Origin of the sequence: Pseudomonas sp. NFX15 (genome assembly GCF_049132105.1) — a bacterium.
GTDB lineage: Bacteria > Pseudomonadota > Gammaproteobacteria > Pseudomonadales > Pseudomonadaceae > Aquipseudomonas.
In genome coordinates this window covers 1-15,854 of the sequence record NZ_JAFMPV010000020.1, presented here as the reverse complement: position 1 = coordinate 15,854, position 15,854 = coordinate 1, and the positions used below count along the sequence as shown (strand labels likewise).

Annotated in this window: 16 protein-coding genes; 6 read left to right on the top strand and 10 right to left on the bottom strand. The window is 59.2% G+C overall.

The genetic code is table 11. The annotated features are described in order from the left end of the window. Positions 1 to 19 precede the first annotated feature (19 nt). The 6 genes from flgJ to J1D76_RS19750 all read right to left on the bottom strand — a co-directional run bounded on the left by flgJ (position 20) and on the right by J1D76_RS19750 (position 6,624). Positions 20 to 1,306 (bottom strand): flagellar assembly peptidoglycan hydrolase FlgJ, encoded by a 1,287-nt coding sequence (gene flgJ, locus J1D76_RS19775; protein WP_421140015.1) that lies wholly within the window; start codon positions 1,304 to 1,306, stop codon positions 20 to 22. Positions 1,307 to 1,317: 11 nt separating this feature from the next. Beyond that, the gene (locus J1D76_RS19770; RefSeq protein WP_421140013.1) at positions 1,318 to 2,427 is read right to left on the bottom strand and encodes a flagellar basal body P-ring protein FlgI; all 1,110 of its coding nucleotides are present in this window, start codon (positions 2,425 to 2,427) and stop codon (positions 1,318 to 1,320) included. A gap of 6 nt (positions 2,428 to 2,433) precedes the next feature. Then, positions 2,434 to 3,129: a flagellar basal body L-ring protein FlgH gene (gene flgH, locus J1D76_RS19765; RefSeq protein WP_421140011.1), complete on the bottom strand. Its 696-nt coding sequence runs from the start codon at positions 3,127 to 3,129 to the stop codon at positions 2,434 to 2,436. Between the two features lie 52 nt (positions 3,130 to 3,181). Next, positions 3,182 to 3,967, bottom strand: coding sequence for a flagellar basal-body rod protein FlgG (gene flgG / locus J1D76_RS19760; protein WP_421140010.1), 786 nt, complete (start codon positions 3,965 to 3,967; stop codon positions 3,182 to 3,184). A 45-nt stretch (positions 3,968 to 4,012) separates the two neighbouring features. Beyond that, positions 4,013 to 4,753 (bottom strand): flagellar basal body rod protein FlgF, encoded by a 741-nt coding sequence (locus J1D76_RS19755; protein ID WP_421140009.1) that lies wholly within the window; start codon positions 4,751 to 4,753, stop codon positions 4,013 to 4,015. A gap of 311 nt (positions 4,754 to 5,064) precedes the next feature. After that, positions 5,065 to 6,624 (bottom strand): sigma-54-dependent transcriptional regulator, encoded by a 1,560-nt coding sequence (locus J1D76_RS19750; protein ID WP_421140008.1) that lies wholly within the window; start codon positions 6,622 to 6,624, stop codon positions 5,065 to 5,067. Positions 6,625 to 6,939: 315 nt separating this feature from the next. Here J1D76_RS19750 and phhA point away from each other — a divergent pair, with 315 nt between their 5' ends. The 6 genes from phhA to J1D76_RS19720 all read left to right on the top strand — a co-directional run bounded on the left by phhA (position 6,940) and on the right by J1D76_RS19720 (position 11,323). Then, the gene (gene phhA, locus J1D76_RS19745; RefSeq protein WP_108218607.1) at positions 6,940 to 7,731 is read left to right on the top strand and encodes a phenylalanine 4-monooxygenase; all 792 of its coding nucleotides are present in this window, start codon (positions 6,940 to 6,942) and stop codon (positions 7,729 to 7,731) included. 104 nt (positions 7,732 to 7,835) lie between these two features. Further along, positions 7,836 to 8,192 carry a 4a-hydroxytetrahydrobiopterin dehydratase gene (locus J1D76_RS19740; protein WP_095058993.1) on the top strand — a complete coding sequence of 119 codons (357 nt, stop codon included), beginning with the start codon at positions 7,836 to 7,838 and terminating at the stop codon, positions 8,190 to 8,192. After that, complete coding sequence (locus J1D76_RS19735) at positions 8,192 to 9,385, top strand: amino acid aminotransferase (protein WP_421140007.1); 1,194 nt, start codon at positions 8,192 to 8,194, stop codon at positions 9,383 to 9,385. Before J1D76_RS19740 ends, J1D76_RS19735 begins: the two co-directional genes overlap by 1 nt. 274 nt (positions 9,386 to 9,659) lie before the next feature. Beyond that, complete coding sequence (locus J1D76_RS19730; protein WP_421140006.1) at positions 9,660 to 9,791, top strand: hypothetical protein; 132 nt, start codon at positions 9,660 to 9,662, stop codon at positions 9,789 to 9,791. A 70-nt stretch (positions 9,792 to 9,861) separates the two neighbouring features. After that, complete coding sequence (locus J1D76_RS19725) at positions 9,862 to 10,041, top strand: hypothetical protein (protein ID WP_421140005.1); 180 nt, start codon at positions 9,862 to 9,864, stop codon at positions 10,039 to 10,041. An 82-nt stretch (positions 10,042 to 10,123) separates the two neighbouring features. Beyond that, complete coding sequence (locus J1D76_RS19720) at positions 10,124 to 11,323, top strand: MFS transporter (RefSeq protein ID WP_421140004.1); 1,200 nt, start codon at positions 10,124 to 10,126, stop codon at positions 11,321 to 11,323. Here J1D76_RS19720 and arfB read toward each other — a convergent pair. The 4 genes from arfB to J1D76_RS19700 form a co-directional block, all read right to left on the bottom strand. Then, positions 11,320 to 11,733, bottom strand: a complete 414-nt coding sequence (gene arfB / locus J1D76_RS19715; protein ID WP_421140003.1) for an alternative ribosome rescue aminoacyl-tRNA hydrolase ArfB — start codon at positions 11,731 to 11,733, stop codon at positions 11,320 to 11,322. The two genes, J1D76_RS19720 and arfB, sit on opposite strands and share 4 nt — an antisense overlap. Positions 11,734 to 12,143: 410 nt before the next feature. Beyond that, on the bottom strand, positions 12,144 to 12,845 hold the full coding sequence (locus J1D76_RS19710) for a DUF4225 domain-containing protein (protein WP_421140002.1): 702 nt from the start codon (positions 12,843 to 12,845) through the stop codon (positions 12,144 to 12,146). After that, on the bottom strand, positions 12,832 to 13,332 hold the full coding sequence (locus J1D76_RS19705; RefSeq protein WP_421140001.1) for an Hcp family type VI secretion system effector: 501 nt from the start codon (positions 13,330 to 13,332) through the stop codon (positions 12,832 to 12,834). The genes J1D76_RS19710 and J1D76_RS19705 overlap by 14 nt, the downstream gene beginning before the upstream one ends. Positions 13,333 to 13,566: 234 nt before the next feature. Further along, the gene (locus tag J1D76_RS19700) at positions 13,567 to 14,988 is read right to left on the bottom strand and encodes an amino acid permease (RefSeq protein WP_421139999.1); all 1,422 of its coding nucleotides are present in this window, start codon (positions 14,986 to 14,988) and stop codon (positions 13,567 to 13,569) included. Positions 14,989 to 15,854: the final 866 nt, after the last annotated feature.

Sequence of the window (15,854 nt, the reverse complement as noted above, 5' to 3'; positions counted from 1 at the left end):
CAGACCTTAATCCTTGTGCCTATAAAGGCGAGGTGGAAACGCCCGCCGCAGCGTAGTTCTGGTAACTCGTCATCTGCTTGGCTATCTGCGAAATCTTGCTCGCGTAGTCCGGGTCGGTTGCGTAACCGGCCTTCTGCAACTCGCGTACAAACTGTTCTGGGTTATCGGCCGACTTCACAACATCTTGATAGCGATTATTGGTCTGCAGCAAAGTCACCAGGTCGTGGAAACTGTCTTTGTAGGAATCGTAGGAGCGGAACTCGGCCGTCTCCTTGACCATCTGCCCATTCCTGAATTCGCTGGTGATCGCCCGCGCCGAATTACCCTGCCAACTGGCACCAGCCTTGATGCCGAACAGGTTGTGGCTGCTGCTGCCATCCTGCTGGCGCATGACCGATTTGCCCCAACCGGTTTCCAGCGCCGCCTGGGCCACCAGATAGCGTGGATCGACGCCGATCCGCGCGGCTGCTTCCTTGGCCATCGGCAACATGGTGTTGACGAAATCGTCGGCGGAACTGAACGCCTTCTTCGGTGGCGCAAAGGGAATCTGGGCCATTGCGCGCCCGTAAATCTGCATGCCGGCACCGGAGGACTGCTGGGCGTTCGCCAGCCAGTCGCCGTTGTACAACGGCCCGGTCCCGGTGGTCGTCGTGCGTTCCGGCAATTGCGTTTTGTTGACGGTCGTTGCCGCGGCCGTGGCCGACGGCACCAACCCGGCCAACAGGCGATCGGCAAGCTTGGGCGGCAAGGCCAGGCGGCGCTGGTTGATCAGCGCCATGTCATTGCGATGGCTGCCCTCACCCGCCTCTTGCGGCGCATGGAGCGAACGCGACGCCCACAACGGACGTTGCCCGTTGACCCGCGACAGCGGCCCATTGAGGGCGACCGTGCCGGCGGCGATTGGCGTTTGCACGGCGGCCTTGGCAGCCTCTTGCTTGGCCAGCGACGCGGCGGCGGCCTCGCCTGGCGCCATGGGTTTGTTCTTCGACATCTGGCGCATCAGCACGTCCGCCAGGCCAATACCACCGCCCTCCCGGGACATGGAAACCGCCAGTTGCTGGTCATACATTTCCTGGTATTGCTTGGCTGCCGGCGTGTTCAGCGGATTGTCCTGGCCCAATGCCTCGGTGGCCGAACGCATCGACTTGAGCATCTCGCCGAGGAACAGCGATTCGAACTCCTGCGCCACTTTGCGCATGTTGCCGTCGCTGTTCTTGTCGCCGACCTTGAGCTGATTCAGGCGATTGAGGTCCGAGTAGGAACCCGAGTCGCTGCTGCTGACCAGACCGCTCTTGCGCATGTCCACGATGGCCGTCCTCAGATCACGATCAGGTCGGCTTGCAGGGCGCCGGCCTGCTTCAGCGCTTCGAGGATCGCCATCAAGTCACCCGGTGCCGCGCCGACCTGGTTCACCGCCCGCACGATCTCGTCGAGGGTGGTGCCCGGACCGAATTTGAACATCGGCTTGGCTTCCTGCTGGGCGTTGACTTTCGAACGCGGCACGACCGCGGTCGTGCCGTTGGACAGTGGGCCTGGCTGGCTGACGATCGGGTCTTCGGTGATGGTCACGGTCAGGCTGCCGTGGGTGACGGCGGCCGGGGAAACCTTGACGTTCTGGCCGATCACGATGGTGCCGGTACGCGAGTTGATGATGACTTTCGCCACCGCCTGGCCCGGGTCGACCTCGAGGTTTTCGAGGATCGACAGGTAGTCGACGCGCTGGCTCGGATCCAGCGGCGCGCTGACACGAATCGAGCCGCCATCGATGGCCTGGGCGACGCCCGGGCCGAGCATGTTGTTGATTTTGTCGACGATGCGCTTGGCGGTGGTGAAGTCGGAGCGATTAAGGTTCAGCGTCAGGCTGTTGCCCTGGTTGAAACCGCTCGGAACCGAACGCTCCACTGATGCACCACCCGGAATGCGACCGGCCGACGGAACGTTGACGGTGATCTTCGAGCCGTCACGACCTTCGGCGTCGAAACCGCCCACCACCAGATTGCCCTGAGCCACGGCATACACGTTACCGTCGATACCCTTGAGCGGCGTCAGCAGCAAGGTACCGCCGCGCAAGCTCTTGGAGTTACCGATGGACGAAACGGTGATGTCGACCTGCTGACCCGGCTTGGCGAACGCTGGCAGATCGGCACTGATCGACACGGCCGCGACGTTCTTCAACTGCACGTTGCCCGAACCCGGCGGTACCTTGATGCCGAACTGCGAAAGCATGTTGTTGAAGGTCTGCAGGGTGAACGGGGTCTGCGTTGTCTGGTCACCGGTGCCGTTAAGCCCGACCACTAGGCCGTAGCCGATCAATTGGTTGGAGCGCACGCCGGAAATGCTGGCGATATCCTTCAGGCGCTCGGCTTGAGCGTTGAAGGCTGCCGTCAGCAAGAGCCCGGCCACCATGAGATTTCTGAGATTCAACATGGCCACCTAGAAAGGGAACAGCGGGCTGAGGAAGAAACGGTCGAACCAGCCTGGCTGACTCACATCGGCAAACGAGCCAGTGCCCGAGTAGGTGATGCGCGCATCGGCGACACGGGTCGACGACACAGTGTTGTCGGTGGCGATGTCATCAGCACGAACCAGGCCGGCAATGCGCACCAGTTCGTCGCCGGTGTTGAGGGTCATCCACTTCTCGCCGCGAACCGCGATGATGCCGTTGGGCAGCACGTCGGCCACGGTCACGGTGATCGAGCCGGTCAGGGTATTGCCCTGGGCTGCCTTGCTGTCGCCCTTGGTCGCGCGGTCGCCAGAGTAGGCGGCGTCCAGACTCAGATCACCACTGCCAAACGGGTTATTGGTGTTGGGCGTTGAGCCAAACAACGAAGTCAGACCGAGGCTGGTCTTGCTGGTCTTCGCCAATTGCGAGTTGGCGTTTTTGCTGGCCTGGGTCTTTTCGTTCAGGGTGATGGTGATGATGTCACCGATCCTGAACGCCTTGCGGTCGCTGTAGAGGTTCTGCTCGAAACCGGCCTGGTAGATCGAACCGTTGTTCGCGGCCGCCGGCAACGGCGTGCGCGGCAACACCGGAGCGTAGTAAGGGTCATTAGGCTTGGGCGTCGAAGGCACACAGCCTGCGAGCGCGGTGATCCCACTCAGTGCCAGAACAGATACATAGCGATTCATGACCCTACCTCACGGTGTTGCAGGCAGCCTCATGGCCGCCTCATAGACTTGATTACAGATTCTGCGTTACGAACGAGAGCATCTGGTCGGCGGTGGAGATCACCTTGGAGTTCATCTCGTAGGCGCGCTGGGTGGTGATCATGTTGACCATTTCCTCAACGGTGCTGACGTTGGACGTTTCCAGGGTGTTCTGCAGCGTGGTGCCGAAACCGTTCAGGCCCGGGGTGCCGACTTGCGGCGCGCCGCTGGCAGCGGTTTCCAGGAACAGGTTGTTGCCCACTGCTTGCAGGCCGGCCGGGTTGATGAAGTCGGCGGTTTGCAGGTTGCCGATCACCTGGGAAGCCGGGTTGCCGGCAATGGTGATGGACACGGTGCCGTCGCGACCGACGGTGAAGGTCTGCGCGTCGTTCGGAATGACGATGGCCGGCTCCAGGGCAAAGCCGCTGGCGTTGACGATCTGGCCGTTGGAGTCCAGGTGGAATGTACCGTCACGGGTGTAGGACGTGGTGCCGTCCGGCTGCAGGATCTGGAAGAAACCGCGACCGTCGATGGCCATGTCCAACGGCTGCTCGGTGGTTTGCAGGCTGCCGGCGGTGAAGTTTTTCTGGGTGCCGACGATGCGTACACCGGTACCCAGTTGCAGGCCCGACGGCAGCTCGCTGTCCTGGGTCGACTGGGCGCCTGGCTGGCGCTTGATCTGGTAGAGCAAATCCTGGAACTCGGCGCGGTCACGTTTGAAACCCGTGGTCGACACGTTCGCCAGGTTGTTGGAAATGGTGGTCAGGTTGGTGTCCTGGGCGGACAGACCTGTTTTGGCAACCCATAGAGCCGGAAGCATTCGATTCTCCTCGTGCGCCTGTTTTACGGCGCGACGTTCTGATAATTAGCTGATCTGCAAGACCCGAGCCATGGCCTGGTCATCGTCTTTGGCGGTGTTCATCATCTTGATGTGCAGTTCGAACTGTTTGGACAAGGCCAGCACCGAGGTCATCTCTTCCACGGCATTGACGTTGCTCGACTCGAGGAACCCGGACACCAGCTTGACGTTGGCATCGGCTTGCGCCGGCTGGCCGTCCTTGGTGTGGATCGAACCATCCAGGCCTTTGGTCATGTTCTTGATATCGGGATTGACCAGCTTGATGCGGTCGACTTCCGCCATCACCCGTGGGCCTTCGCCCATGGCGCGGATGCTGATGGTGCCGTCCTCACCGACTTCAATCTGCTGCTCGGGCGGCACGGCAATCGGCCCGCCATTGCCCATCACCGGCATCCCGTTGCCGGCACGCAGCACGCCCAGCGCGTCGACGTTCAGGCTGCCGGTGCGCACGTAGCTTTCACCGCCGCTGGGATCCTGCACGGCAATCCAGCCACTGCCTTGTACGGCAACGTCGAGGTCGCGCCCGGTTTCCACCATCGAGCCCGGGGAGAAATCCGTGGCCGGGCGTTCGCTCATGGCAAACGCGCGCGCCGGAAAGCTGTCACCGAACACCGGCATCGAACGGGCCTGCTCCAGGTCTTTCTGGAAGCCGTTGGTGGAGATGTTCGCGAGGTTGTTGGCATGGGCCTTCTGCGCCAGAGCATTCTGGCTGGCGCCGGTCATTGCCACATAAAGGTACTTGTCCACACTCTTTCCTCTGCCTGCCGGACGTTTGCCGCCCACTGCTGTGTTGCTGAGCGATAAGCAATTTGCAGACCAACTTGTTTTTGGCGGCGCGCGGCCCGGCAAACAGGGGACTTGGGGGATTCAGTGGGGATGGGTGATTTGTATCAGAGACGAAAAACCGGCGGTGTTTTGCCGGTGGGGTGGCAAGGATTGAACTGATTGTGTGTGGGCAACCGTCTTCGCTGGCAAGCCAGCTCCTACATTGGCATACGCTCCCCCTTTAGGAGCTGGCTTGCCAGCGAAGAGGCCGGCGATCTGGCCGCAAGTGTCAGTCAAGACGCTGTCTTGCCCACCTCATAATCACGCAACTTGTTGGCAATAGTCGTATGCGAAACCCCCAACCGCTTGCCCAATTGCCGACTGCTTGGATGCTCGGAATACAGCCGCTCCAGCACCGCTTTCTCGAACCGCCCGACGATTTCGTCCAGCCCACCCTCCAGCGAAAAATCGCCAAGCGGCTGACGCACGCCATAGTCCGGCAAACGAATGTGCTCAGCCTTGACTGTGCCGCCCTCGCACAGGGAAACCGCCTGAAACAACACGTTCTCCAGCTGCCGCACGTTACCCGGCCAATGGTAATGACTGAGCCGCTCCATGGCCGCCGACGCCAGTTTCGGCAGAGGGCAACCGATCTGCCGGCTGGCCTGGTCGAGGAAGTGCTCCACCAGCGGCGTCAAACCGTCGAGGCATTCGCGCAGTGGCGGGATGTGCAGCGACAACACATTCAAGCGGTGAAAAAGGTCCTGGCGAAACTCGCCGCGTGCACACAACTCCGACAGGTCGACCTGGGTCGCGCAGATCACCCGCACATCGAGGTAAACCTCCTCATCACTGCCGACACGACGGAAGCAACCGTCCTGCAAGAACCGCAGCAGTTTTACCTGCAAGCGCGGGCTCATTTCCCCGACGCCATCGAGAAACAGCGTACCGCCCGCCGTCAGTTCCAGCAGCCCGAGCTTGCCTTCGGCCCTGGCCCCTTCAAAAGCACCGGGGCCATAGCCGAACAGTTCCGTCTCGGCCATGGATTCCGGCAGGCCGGCGCAATTGAGCGCCATCAACGGCGACTGGCCGCGAGGGCTGGCCAAGTGGCAGGCTCGCGCCAGCAGTTCCTTGCCGGTGCCGGTTTCCCCTTCTATCAATAGCGGAGCATCCAGCGGCGCCATGCGTCGTGCTTCACGCACCACCGCCGCCATCACTTTCGAGCTTTGGAAGATGCTGTCGAAGCCACGCAACTCCTGCTTGCGCACGTTGTAGATGCGCTCGCCCACCCGATCAGCGCGGTGCAGCGTCAACACGGCACCCGCCATGGCCTCGCTGTCGTCGTGCTCCGATTGCAACGGCGCGATGTCGGCCAGGAACACATCGCCCTTGACCTTGACCCGCAGCCCGTTGATCCGCGATTTGTTGGCGCGCACCAGTTCCGGCAAATCGAAGTCTTCGGCGTAACGCGACAGCGGGATCCCCGGCACCTCGTCGACGCGCACACCGAGCAACTGCGCCGCAGCGCGGTTGGCCGCCACGATCGAGCCGCCCATGTCGATCGACAGCACCGGAAACTCCAGCGCACCGAGCAGCGCATTGAGTTCCATGTGCCGACGCTCGCTGGGCATCAGCCCTACACGCTTGACGCCAAACACCCCGGCAATCGCCTCGAATTTCGGACGCAAGGCCTGGAACTGAATGTTGATCAGGTTCGGGCAATGCAGATAGATCGCATTGCCATGCTCGCCGCCCACTTCACCGCGGGCCACGTTGATCCCGTACTCCACCAGCAGATTGAGAATGTCGCGCAGGATGCCGATGCGGTTCTGGCAGTGGACTTTGATACGCATATGAAAGACCCGAAAAAACGGTGATTGAGGACGATGCTGGGGACTCAAATTGTGGGAGCGGTGAGCGCTCGATCGCATTTTTCTGTCGAGCCGCTCAGATAGTCGTCAAGATTATGTGACACACGAAGGGCTTTTCCCACCCGCCAATCTCAATATTTGCGCAGCGACACCTAACACGTAACGAAAACTTTACGAAATTCGCGGATTTTTCCTACGCGGGACGCCGCTCACCTGCTGCAACGCTGCAATCCTTGAGGTATTTCTAAGTCCATAGCAGTGCATAACAAGAACGAAATCCCTTAGCAGGAGAGCAGCATGAAGCAGACGCAATACGTGGCTCGCGAGCCCGATGCGCAAGGTTTTATCGACTACCCCGCCGAAGAACACGCGGTGTGGAACACGCTGATCACGCGCCAACTGAAAGTGATCGAAGGGCGTGCGTGCCAGGAGTACCTGGACGGTATCGAAAAACTCGGTCTGCCCCACGACCGCATTCCTCAACTCGGCGAAATCAACAAAGTCCTCGGTGAAACCACCGGCTGGCAGGTTGCCCGGGTTCCAGCACTGATTCCCTTCCAAACCTTTTTCGAATTGCTGGCCAGCAAGCAGTTTCCGGTAGCGACCTTCATTCGTACCCGCGAAGAGCTGGACTACCTGCAAGAACCGGACATTTTTCACGAGATCTTTGGTCACTGCCCGCTGCTGACCAACCCGTGGTTTGCCGAATTCACCCACACCTACGGCAAGCTTGGCCTCAAGGCGTCGAAGGAAGAACGCGTGTACCTGGCGCGCCTCTACTGGATGACCATCGAGTTCGGCCTGGTCGATACCCCGCAAGGCCAGCGCATCTACGGCGGCGGCATTCTGTCTTCACCGAAAGAAACCGTGTATTGCCTGTCGGACGAGCCTGAGCATCAGGCGTTCGATCCGCTGGAATGTATGCGTACGCCGTACCGCATCGACATCCTGCAGCCACTGTATTTCGCGTTGCCAAATCTCAAGCGTCTGTTCGACCTCGCTCACGAAGACATCATGGGCATGGTCAAGCAAGCGATGCAGATGGGTCTGCACGCACCGAAATTTCCGCCAAAACCAAAAGCCGCGTGATCCGCCGCTTTTAGAATCAAGTGAGCCTGTCAGAAACCATCGCTTTGGATTAGCGTGGTAGCACTGAGGGCCGATTTCCCAACATTCGATTTCAGGAACACATCATGACCGCATTAACTCAAGCCCATTGCGAAGCCTGCCGCGCCGATGCTCCACAAGTCAGCGACGAAGAACTGCCGATCCTGATCAAGCAGATCCCGGACTGGAACATCGAAGTACGCGACGGCATCATGCAGCTGGAAAAGGTCTTCCTGTTCAAGAACTTCAAGCACGCACTGGCCTTCACCAACGCTGTCGGTGAAATTTCCGAAGCCGAAGGCCATCACCCAGGCCTGCTGACCGAGTGGGGCAAAGTGACCGTGACCTGGTGGAGCCACTCGATCAAGGGCCTGCACCGCAACGACTTCATCATGGCCGCACGCACCGACATCGTTGCCAAGGACGCTGAGGGGCGCAAGTAATGCATTTCGACGCCATTGGTCGAGTGCCTGGCGATCCGATCCTCGGCCTGATGGAGGCCTACGCGCAGGACCCGAACCCGCGCAAGTTCGACCTGGGTGTGGGCGTCTACAAGGACGCTCAGGGCCTGACGCCGATTCCGCAGTCGGTGAAACTGGCCGAGCAGCGCCTGGTGGAGGGTCAATCCACCAAGACCTACATCGGTGGTCACGGTGAGCCGGCGTTCGGCAAGGCCATCAATGAGCTGGTTTTGGGCACCGACTCGAAGTTGATTGCCGAACAACGCGCTGGCGCCACCCAGACTCCGGGCGGCACAGGCGCACTGCGTCTGAGCGCGGACTTCATCGCCCAGTGCCTGCCGGGCCGTGGCGTGTGGTTGAGCAACCCGACCTGGCCGATCCACGAAAGCATTTTCGCGGCGGCCAAGGTCAAGGTCAGTCACTACCCTTACGTCGGCAGCGATAACCGCCTCGATGTGGAGGGGATGCTCGCCGTGCTCAGCGAAGCGCCCAAAGGTGATGTGGTGTTGCTGCATGCCTGTTGCCACAACCCGACCGGTTTCGACCTGTCCCATGACGACTGGCGCCGGTTGCTCGACGTGGTGCGCCAGCGCGAACTGCTGCCGCTGATCGACTTCGCCTACCAGGGTTTTGGCGATGGGCTTGAGCAGGATGCGTGGTCGACCCGGTTGTTCGCCGCCGAGCTGCCGGAAGTGCTGATCACCAGCTCCTGCTCGAAGAACTTCGGCCTGTACCGCGATCGCACCGGCGCGCTGATCGTCTGCGCAAAAAGCGCCGAGAAGCTCATCGACATCCGCAGCCAACTGGCCAACCTCGCCCGCAACCTGTGGTCGACGCCGCCGGATCACGGTGCCGCCGTGGTCGCGACCATCCTCGGCGACCCGCAGCTGAAAAACCTCTGGGCTGACGAAGTGGAAACCATGCGCCTGCGCATCGCGCAACTGCGCAGCGGCCTGGTGGAAGCACTGGAGCCCCACGGTTTGCGCGAACGCTTTGCGCACATCGGCGTGCAACGCGGGATGTTCTCCTACACCGGCCTGTCGCCGGAGCAGGTCAGGCAACTGCGTGAGCAACACAGCGTGTACATGGTCAACTCCGGTCGCGCCAACGTCGCCGGTATCGACGCGACTCGCCTGGACTTGCTGGCCGAGGCTATCGCCAACGTCTGCAAGTAACCTTCAAACACTGCAAATCCCCTGTAGGAGCGAGCCTGCTCGCGATAGCGGAGTGTCATTCAACATTGATGTTGACTGATATACCGCTATCGCGAGCAGGCTCACTCCTACAATTATTTCTGCGCCAGTGTTACTGATCTGTCTATACAAGCCCATCCGTCGAAACAAATGGATATAAAAGTCTGTTTGTCATTTTCAGTGCTGTATCCTGCCCAAGCTTTTTCAAAGCGCGGATCTACCAGATCTATCAACAGACTTAGCGAGGAGCGCACCCATGCACGAGATTCCCAATCTCCCCTTCCCAAGCCTGCACGTACCTGAGCAGACGACCACGCAGCAAGCCGGCGCCCAACAGCCCGAGCCGCAAGAAGCCACTGACAGCCGCCAGGCCGACAGAGAAGACTGAAACACCCGCCGTACAGACCGTGTGGAAAGCGCTACCATGCGCTTTCCACACCGCCTGAAATGAGCCACCCATGACCGACGAATTCAGCGAGACGCAAGCCAGCGTCCTGATCGGCACCGCCGAGAAGATGATCGAGATCTGGAATCGCCTCTCCCCCGAGAAACAAGCCGCTTTGCTCGCCCGCTTCGGTACCGAAGAAAATGCGCTGGCCGCCCTGGTCACCGCGCAGCTGGTGGCACCCGGCAAATAGTTTTACTTTTTCACAGCCGACACGCGTTCACGCCGTTATCATAAGCAGCCTATCTATCCTGCTGTCCCGTGGACCTTTACCCATGTCAGAAACCCGGCGCCCCCTGGCGGTCACGCTGCAAGTCGTCTCCATCGTCCTGTTCACCTTCATCGGCTACCTGAATATCGGCATTCCCCTGGCCGTGTTGCCCGGTTACGTCCACAGCGACCTGGGCTTCGGCGCGGTAATCGCCGGGCTGGTGATCAGCGTGCAATACCTGGCCACCCTGCTCAGCCGCCCGTATGCCGGGAAAATCATCGACAACAAGGGCAGCAAACTGGCGGTAATGTACGGCTTGGCCGGTTGCGGCTTGAGCGGCGTGTTCATGCTGATTTCGGCCTGGACCCAAAGCCTGCCGGCCCTGAGCCTGATCAGCCTGTTAATCGGCCGCCTGGTGCTGGGCAGCGCGGAAAGCCTGGTGGGCTCGGGTTCCATTGGTTGGGGCATCGGCCGCGTCGGCGCGGCGAACACCGCGAAAGTCATCTCGTGGAACGGCATCGCCAGCTACGGCGCGCTGGCCGTTGGCGCACCGCTGGGTGTACTGCTCGTCCGGCAATTAGGCTTGTGGAGCATGGGCGTGAGCATTGTGTCGCTGGCCATTATCGGCCTGCTGCTGGCCTGGCCGAAAACCGCCGCGCCCATCGTCGCCGGTGAACGCCTGCCGTTCATGCACGTGCTCGGGCGAGTCTTCCCTCACGGTTGCGGCCTGGCCTTGGGCTCCATCGGTTTTGGCACCATCGCTACGTTCATCACGCTGTATTACGCCACGCAACACTGGGACAACGCCGTGTTGTGCCTGAGTCTGTTCGGCGCCACTTTCATCGGCGCACGCTTGCTGTTCGGCAACTTGATCAACCGCCTCGGCGGCTTTCGCGTGGCGATTGCCTGCCTGTCGGTAGAAACCTTGGGATTGCTATTGCTGTGGCTCGCACCGGACGCCCATTGGGCACTCGCCGGTGCGGCACTGAGTGGCTTCGGCTTTTCGCTGGTATTCCCGGCGCTGGGCGTGGAAGCGGTCAATCTGGTACCGGCCTCCAGCCGTGGCGCGGCCGTCGGCGCCTACTCCCTGTTCATCGATTTGTCGCTGGGGATTACCGGACCGCTGGCCGGTGCCATTGCCGCCGGGTTCGGTTTCGCCTCGATCTTCCTGTTCGCCGCCCTCGCCGCCCTCAGCGGCTTGCTGCTCAGCCTTTACCTGTACCGTCAGGCGCCGAAGCAACGCGAAGCGCGAGACGCCCGCTAGAAGTCGACCTTGCCGCGCCCGGCCTTGATATTGCCGCGCTTGCTCTTGGATTCGAGACGACGGGTCTTCGAGCCCAAGGTCGGCTTGGTCGGGCGACGCTTCTTCTCGACCTTGGTGGCGCTCTGGATCAACTCGGTCAGCCGCAACAACGCATCGGCGCGGTTCTGCTCCTGGGTCCGGTACTGCTGGGCCTTGATGATCAACACGCCGTCGCTGGTGATGCGGCTGTCCTGCAACGCCAGCAGCCGCTCCTTGTAGAACTCGGGCAAGGACGACGCCGGAATGTCGAAACGCAGGTGCACCGCACTGGAAACCTTGTTGACGTTTTGCCCACCGGCGCCTTGGGCACGAATGGCCGTCAACTCGATCTCGGAATCTGGCAGATGCACGTTGTTGGAAATCACCAGCATGGAAAAGCGTCCGGGTTCTTGAGCGTGCAGGATACCGCGAATGACGGCCTGGAATGCAGGCGATCACGGGCCTAGGCGAACCTTCGAAAGCCCCCCGACTTTTCTTACAGTGTTTTCGGATTTACATAATGGGCGTTGCGTTGTTTCTGATGGCAATATTAGTCTTAGGTTTCGCGCCGATGGATCAGGCTGAATAATGAATTTTGAGAATATTCGATATCACATTGCGGTCACTTTGTTGGTTTTAGGTGGCGCCGGATTACCTGCAGCGCTTGCTGCTTGGGGGGTAACGGAGCTTCTCCATACCAGTGAAAAATATTTAGACGCAACTTACTTAACTATATACATACTTTTTGTCTTTTTTGGATTGCGGCTCTACATTCCGAGAATGCGTGGCAAGACATAAAAAGTTAGTTACCCCGAAGAGAAACACCTTTTTCAGCCATCGCGTCCAATGTAAAAAAATCAACCATTGCTTCAAAAGTCAAAGCCAGCTTACCCGACTGCTGATAGGCCATTTCATAATTGACTGGATCATGTCTAAACAATTCGAACGCCCTAGGTTTCTGCACGTACCTGAATATTCCGTAACCGGATAAAAACAAGTCCATAGAGTAATACGCTACATCCCCGCGCGCCTCATCCCTTAACGCAGCCTGGTAAAGGTATCTGAAGGGTCCAACAACGCCTGGCGCATCAGGGCCACGATAGATATTCCCCAAGCCTTCATAAATATTATTCGCCCCATGGCCGACCAACAGTCCACCCGGGACCGCGCCTAGCCCTACCGAACCACCAATCACCGAAACTCCCGTCCCGACCTGCATCGCCCCCGCCACCACACCAATACCGTTCTGCAGGTAATACCGAGCCTTCGACAACAGCTCTTCGTGTTCTGCCCTCAGCTCCTGAAGCCCCTGCCACGCGCTGATAAGCCCCTCATCAACCGCTTGAACGACTTCATTGGCATACGATGAAACTACCGAACCAAAGCGCAATCGCGTAACGCCATCGGCAAAATACATCAGGCCAACGTTGCATCCTGCGGCAACCAGATCGGAAGCCGCTCTCGTTACGTCATGAATATCGCAAGCATCCTCATTCACCTTCATTCCCCCACGAACTATATGCGCTCGTCGCGCCGGGAACGTGCGCCCAGGCAATATCCCTATAACGAATGGACACCAATTCCTGCGGCTCTGCATCGTTCATACGAATAGCGTGAGGAACTTGCTGGCTGATATGTGCAATACGCGCGCCGGTTAGATGAATTGAATAATACCGTTCCACCCCACCACCTGAAGCGGTACGGTAGAGATTGAGAATACATTCCACCTCCTCACCTTCATGCAGTGCGCTGGCCAGTAAGGGGGATGATTTATCAATACTCTTGGTAATGACCACGGGCAGATGCTTGCCACGACCACCCGCAACGCTGCCGTCATTGCCCGTCACCATATCGTGGGTATAAGCCAGCACCATGATCTCGTCCTGATGGCCCACCTGGCATTTGTTACCGATCGAACTGTGGCTCGAGCATCCGGCGGAAATCAAACCTTGGCGTTTACCGGTAATACTCATGTAGCTATGACTTGCCATTAGTGCTACTCCCTGTATGCGGTGCGGCAGACTATGGCAAAAAAATCACAAGTACGTGTGTAGGCCGTTTCTGAATCAACCAGCATCGGCGTGCGCTTTTAAAAACTTCCGAAACGACTGTAGTCAATAGTCTCCAGCAAGGTAGGAACGAGATGTCGGTGAAGTCGAAACGTCAGCCAATCACGCACAAAAAACCCGGCACATGGCCAGGTTCGTTGTTACTGCATTCTGCGTTTACTTCACCGCAGAGCCGGCAGCGTGCAAGGCATGTTGTGCACGGCGCTTGTTCTTGATGCCGTAGCAGACCCACATGAACACCAGCCACACTGGAATCGCGTACACCGATGTCTGGATCCCCGGGATCAACAACATCACGCCCAGGATGAACACCACAAATGCCAGGCAGATATAGTTGCCGTACGGGTACCACAAGGCCTTGAACAGCGGCGTCTGCTTGGTCGCATTCATGTGTTGGCGGAACTTGAAGTGCGAGTAGCTGATCATCGCCCAGTTGATCACCAGGGTGGCCACCACCAACGACATCAGCAGTTCGAGCGCGTTTTGCGGGATCAGGTAGTTCAGCAGCACCGCAATCAGCGTCACGGCCGCCGAGGCCAGGATCGAACGCACCGGTACGCCGCGCTTGTCGATCTTCGCCAGGCCTTTCGGCGCGTCGCCCTGCTCGGCCATGCCCAGCAGCATGCGGCTGTTGCAGTAGGTGCCGCTGTTGTACACCGACAGCGCCGCAGTCAGGACCACGAAGTTGAGGATGTGCGCAGCGGTGTTGCTGCCCAGCATCGAGAACACTTGCACGAACGGGCTACCGCTGTAGGAATCACCCGACGCGTTAAGGGTGGCCAGCAAGCTGTCCCACGGAGTCAACGACAGCAGGATCACCAGGGCGCCGATGTAGAAAATCAGGATCCGGTAAATCACCTGGTTGATCGCTTTCGGGATGACGGTTTTTGGCTTGTCGGCTTCGGCCGCAGTGAAACCGAGCATTTCCAGGCCGCCGAAGGAAAACATGATAAACGCCATGGCCATCACCAGGCCGCTGACGCCGTTCGGGAAGAAGCCGCCGTGGGACCACAGGTTGCTCACCGACGCTTGCGGGCCGCCATGGCCGCTGACCAGCAGGTAGCTGCCCAAGGCAATCATGCCGACGATCGCCACGACCTTGATGATCGCGAACCAGAACTCAGCCTCGCCGAAGACCTTGACGTTGGCCAGGTTGATCGCGTTGATCAGCACAAAAAAAGCGGCCGCGGAGACCCAGGTCGGGATGTCCGGCGCCCAGTAGTGGATGTATTTGCCGACCGCCGTCAGCTCGGACATGCCCACCAGAATGTACAGAATCCAGCAGTTCCAGCCTGACAGGAAGCCGGCAAAGCCGCCCCAGTACTTGTGCGCAAAATGGCTGAAGGAACCGGCTACCGGATCTTCGACGATCATTTCGCCCAGTTGGCGCATGATCATGAAGGCGATGAAGCCGCAGATGGCGTAGCCAAGGATCATCGATGGGCCGGCGGATTTCAGCACCCCGGCCGAACCTAGGAACAGGCCGGTACCGATCGCGCCACCGAGGGCGATCAATTGAATGTGGCGATTTTTCAGGCCGCGTTTCAGCTCGCCTGATGGCGGGTTTTGTCCACTCATGAAAAGGGTCTCACGCAAGGTTTGATGATGTTCAGTAAACGTTGCTGCTCAAGAAAAGCGTTAAGCGGCACCGATCAAACCCCAGCGCAAGCACCAGGAGTTCAGCGTATTTACAACGGTCATGCGTCACCTGTTTGTTTTTATCTGTGACGAAATCGAACCCGACACGCTTGTGACGCGACGGAGTGAACAAGGCGGATAGCCTTGAGGTTTGCGCTGATGCGCAGGAGGTCACAGGTAAAACGCGGCGCATTGTACACCGCTAACCCCCTGCTGCCAGACCCGCTGGACAAGCGTGTCTATGGCCGGGATTGCGTGTGTCCGCCTCGAAAGGCTCGGGCGGCTGCAAAAAAGAGTTCGGATCCTTGCGGATCATCGACGGGAAAGGCAGGAAAACCGCCCCTCGCATAGAGGTGGAGATGGATTGCGGCGTTCATTGCGCCTCCTTTTTGTTATGCACTTGCACGACAGGCATGGCGCGCATAACACCCTGACTGGTGGGGTGAAACAAGCGGGATAGAGGGGCTGTGGAGGGATAAACGGCAATCGGGCGTAAGGATTTTCTTACGGAAATTGAGGCGAGGCGAATCCGCAGGGTTATTCCGTGGATATTGTCAGGATTTCTTTACAACGCGTAAATTCAGGTTTCCACACTGGAACAATGGGTGCAGCGACTGCCGCCTTCGCGGGCAAGCCTGTTGTGGCTCAATATTTATGGACCATGATGTAGGAGTATCAGCCTAAGGAAGCATCATGGGATTTCGGATCGTTACTGCCGAAGAGAAGGCGGAAGCTGTGCGCTTGGTCGTGGAAATGAAGTACTCAATTCCCAAGGCATGCCAACAGACAGGTGTGGGACCTACGGC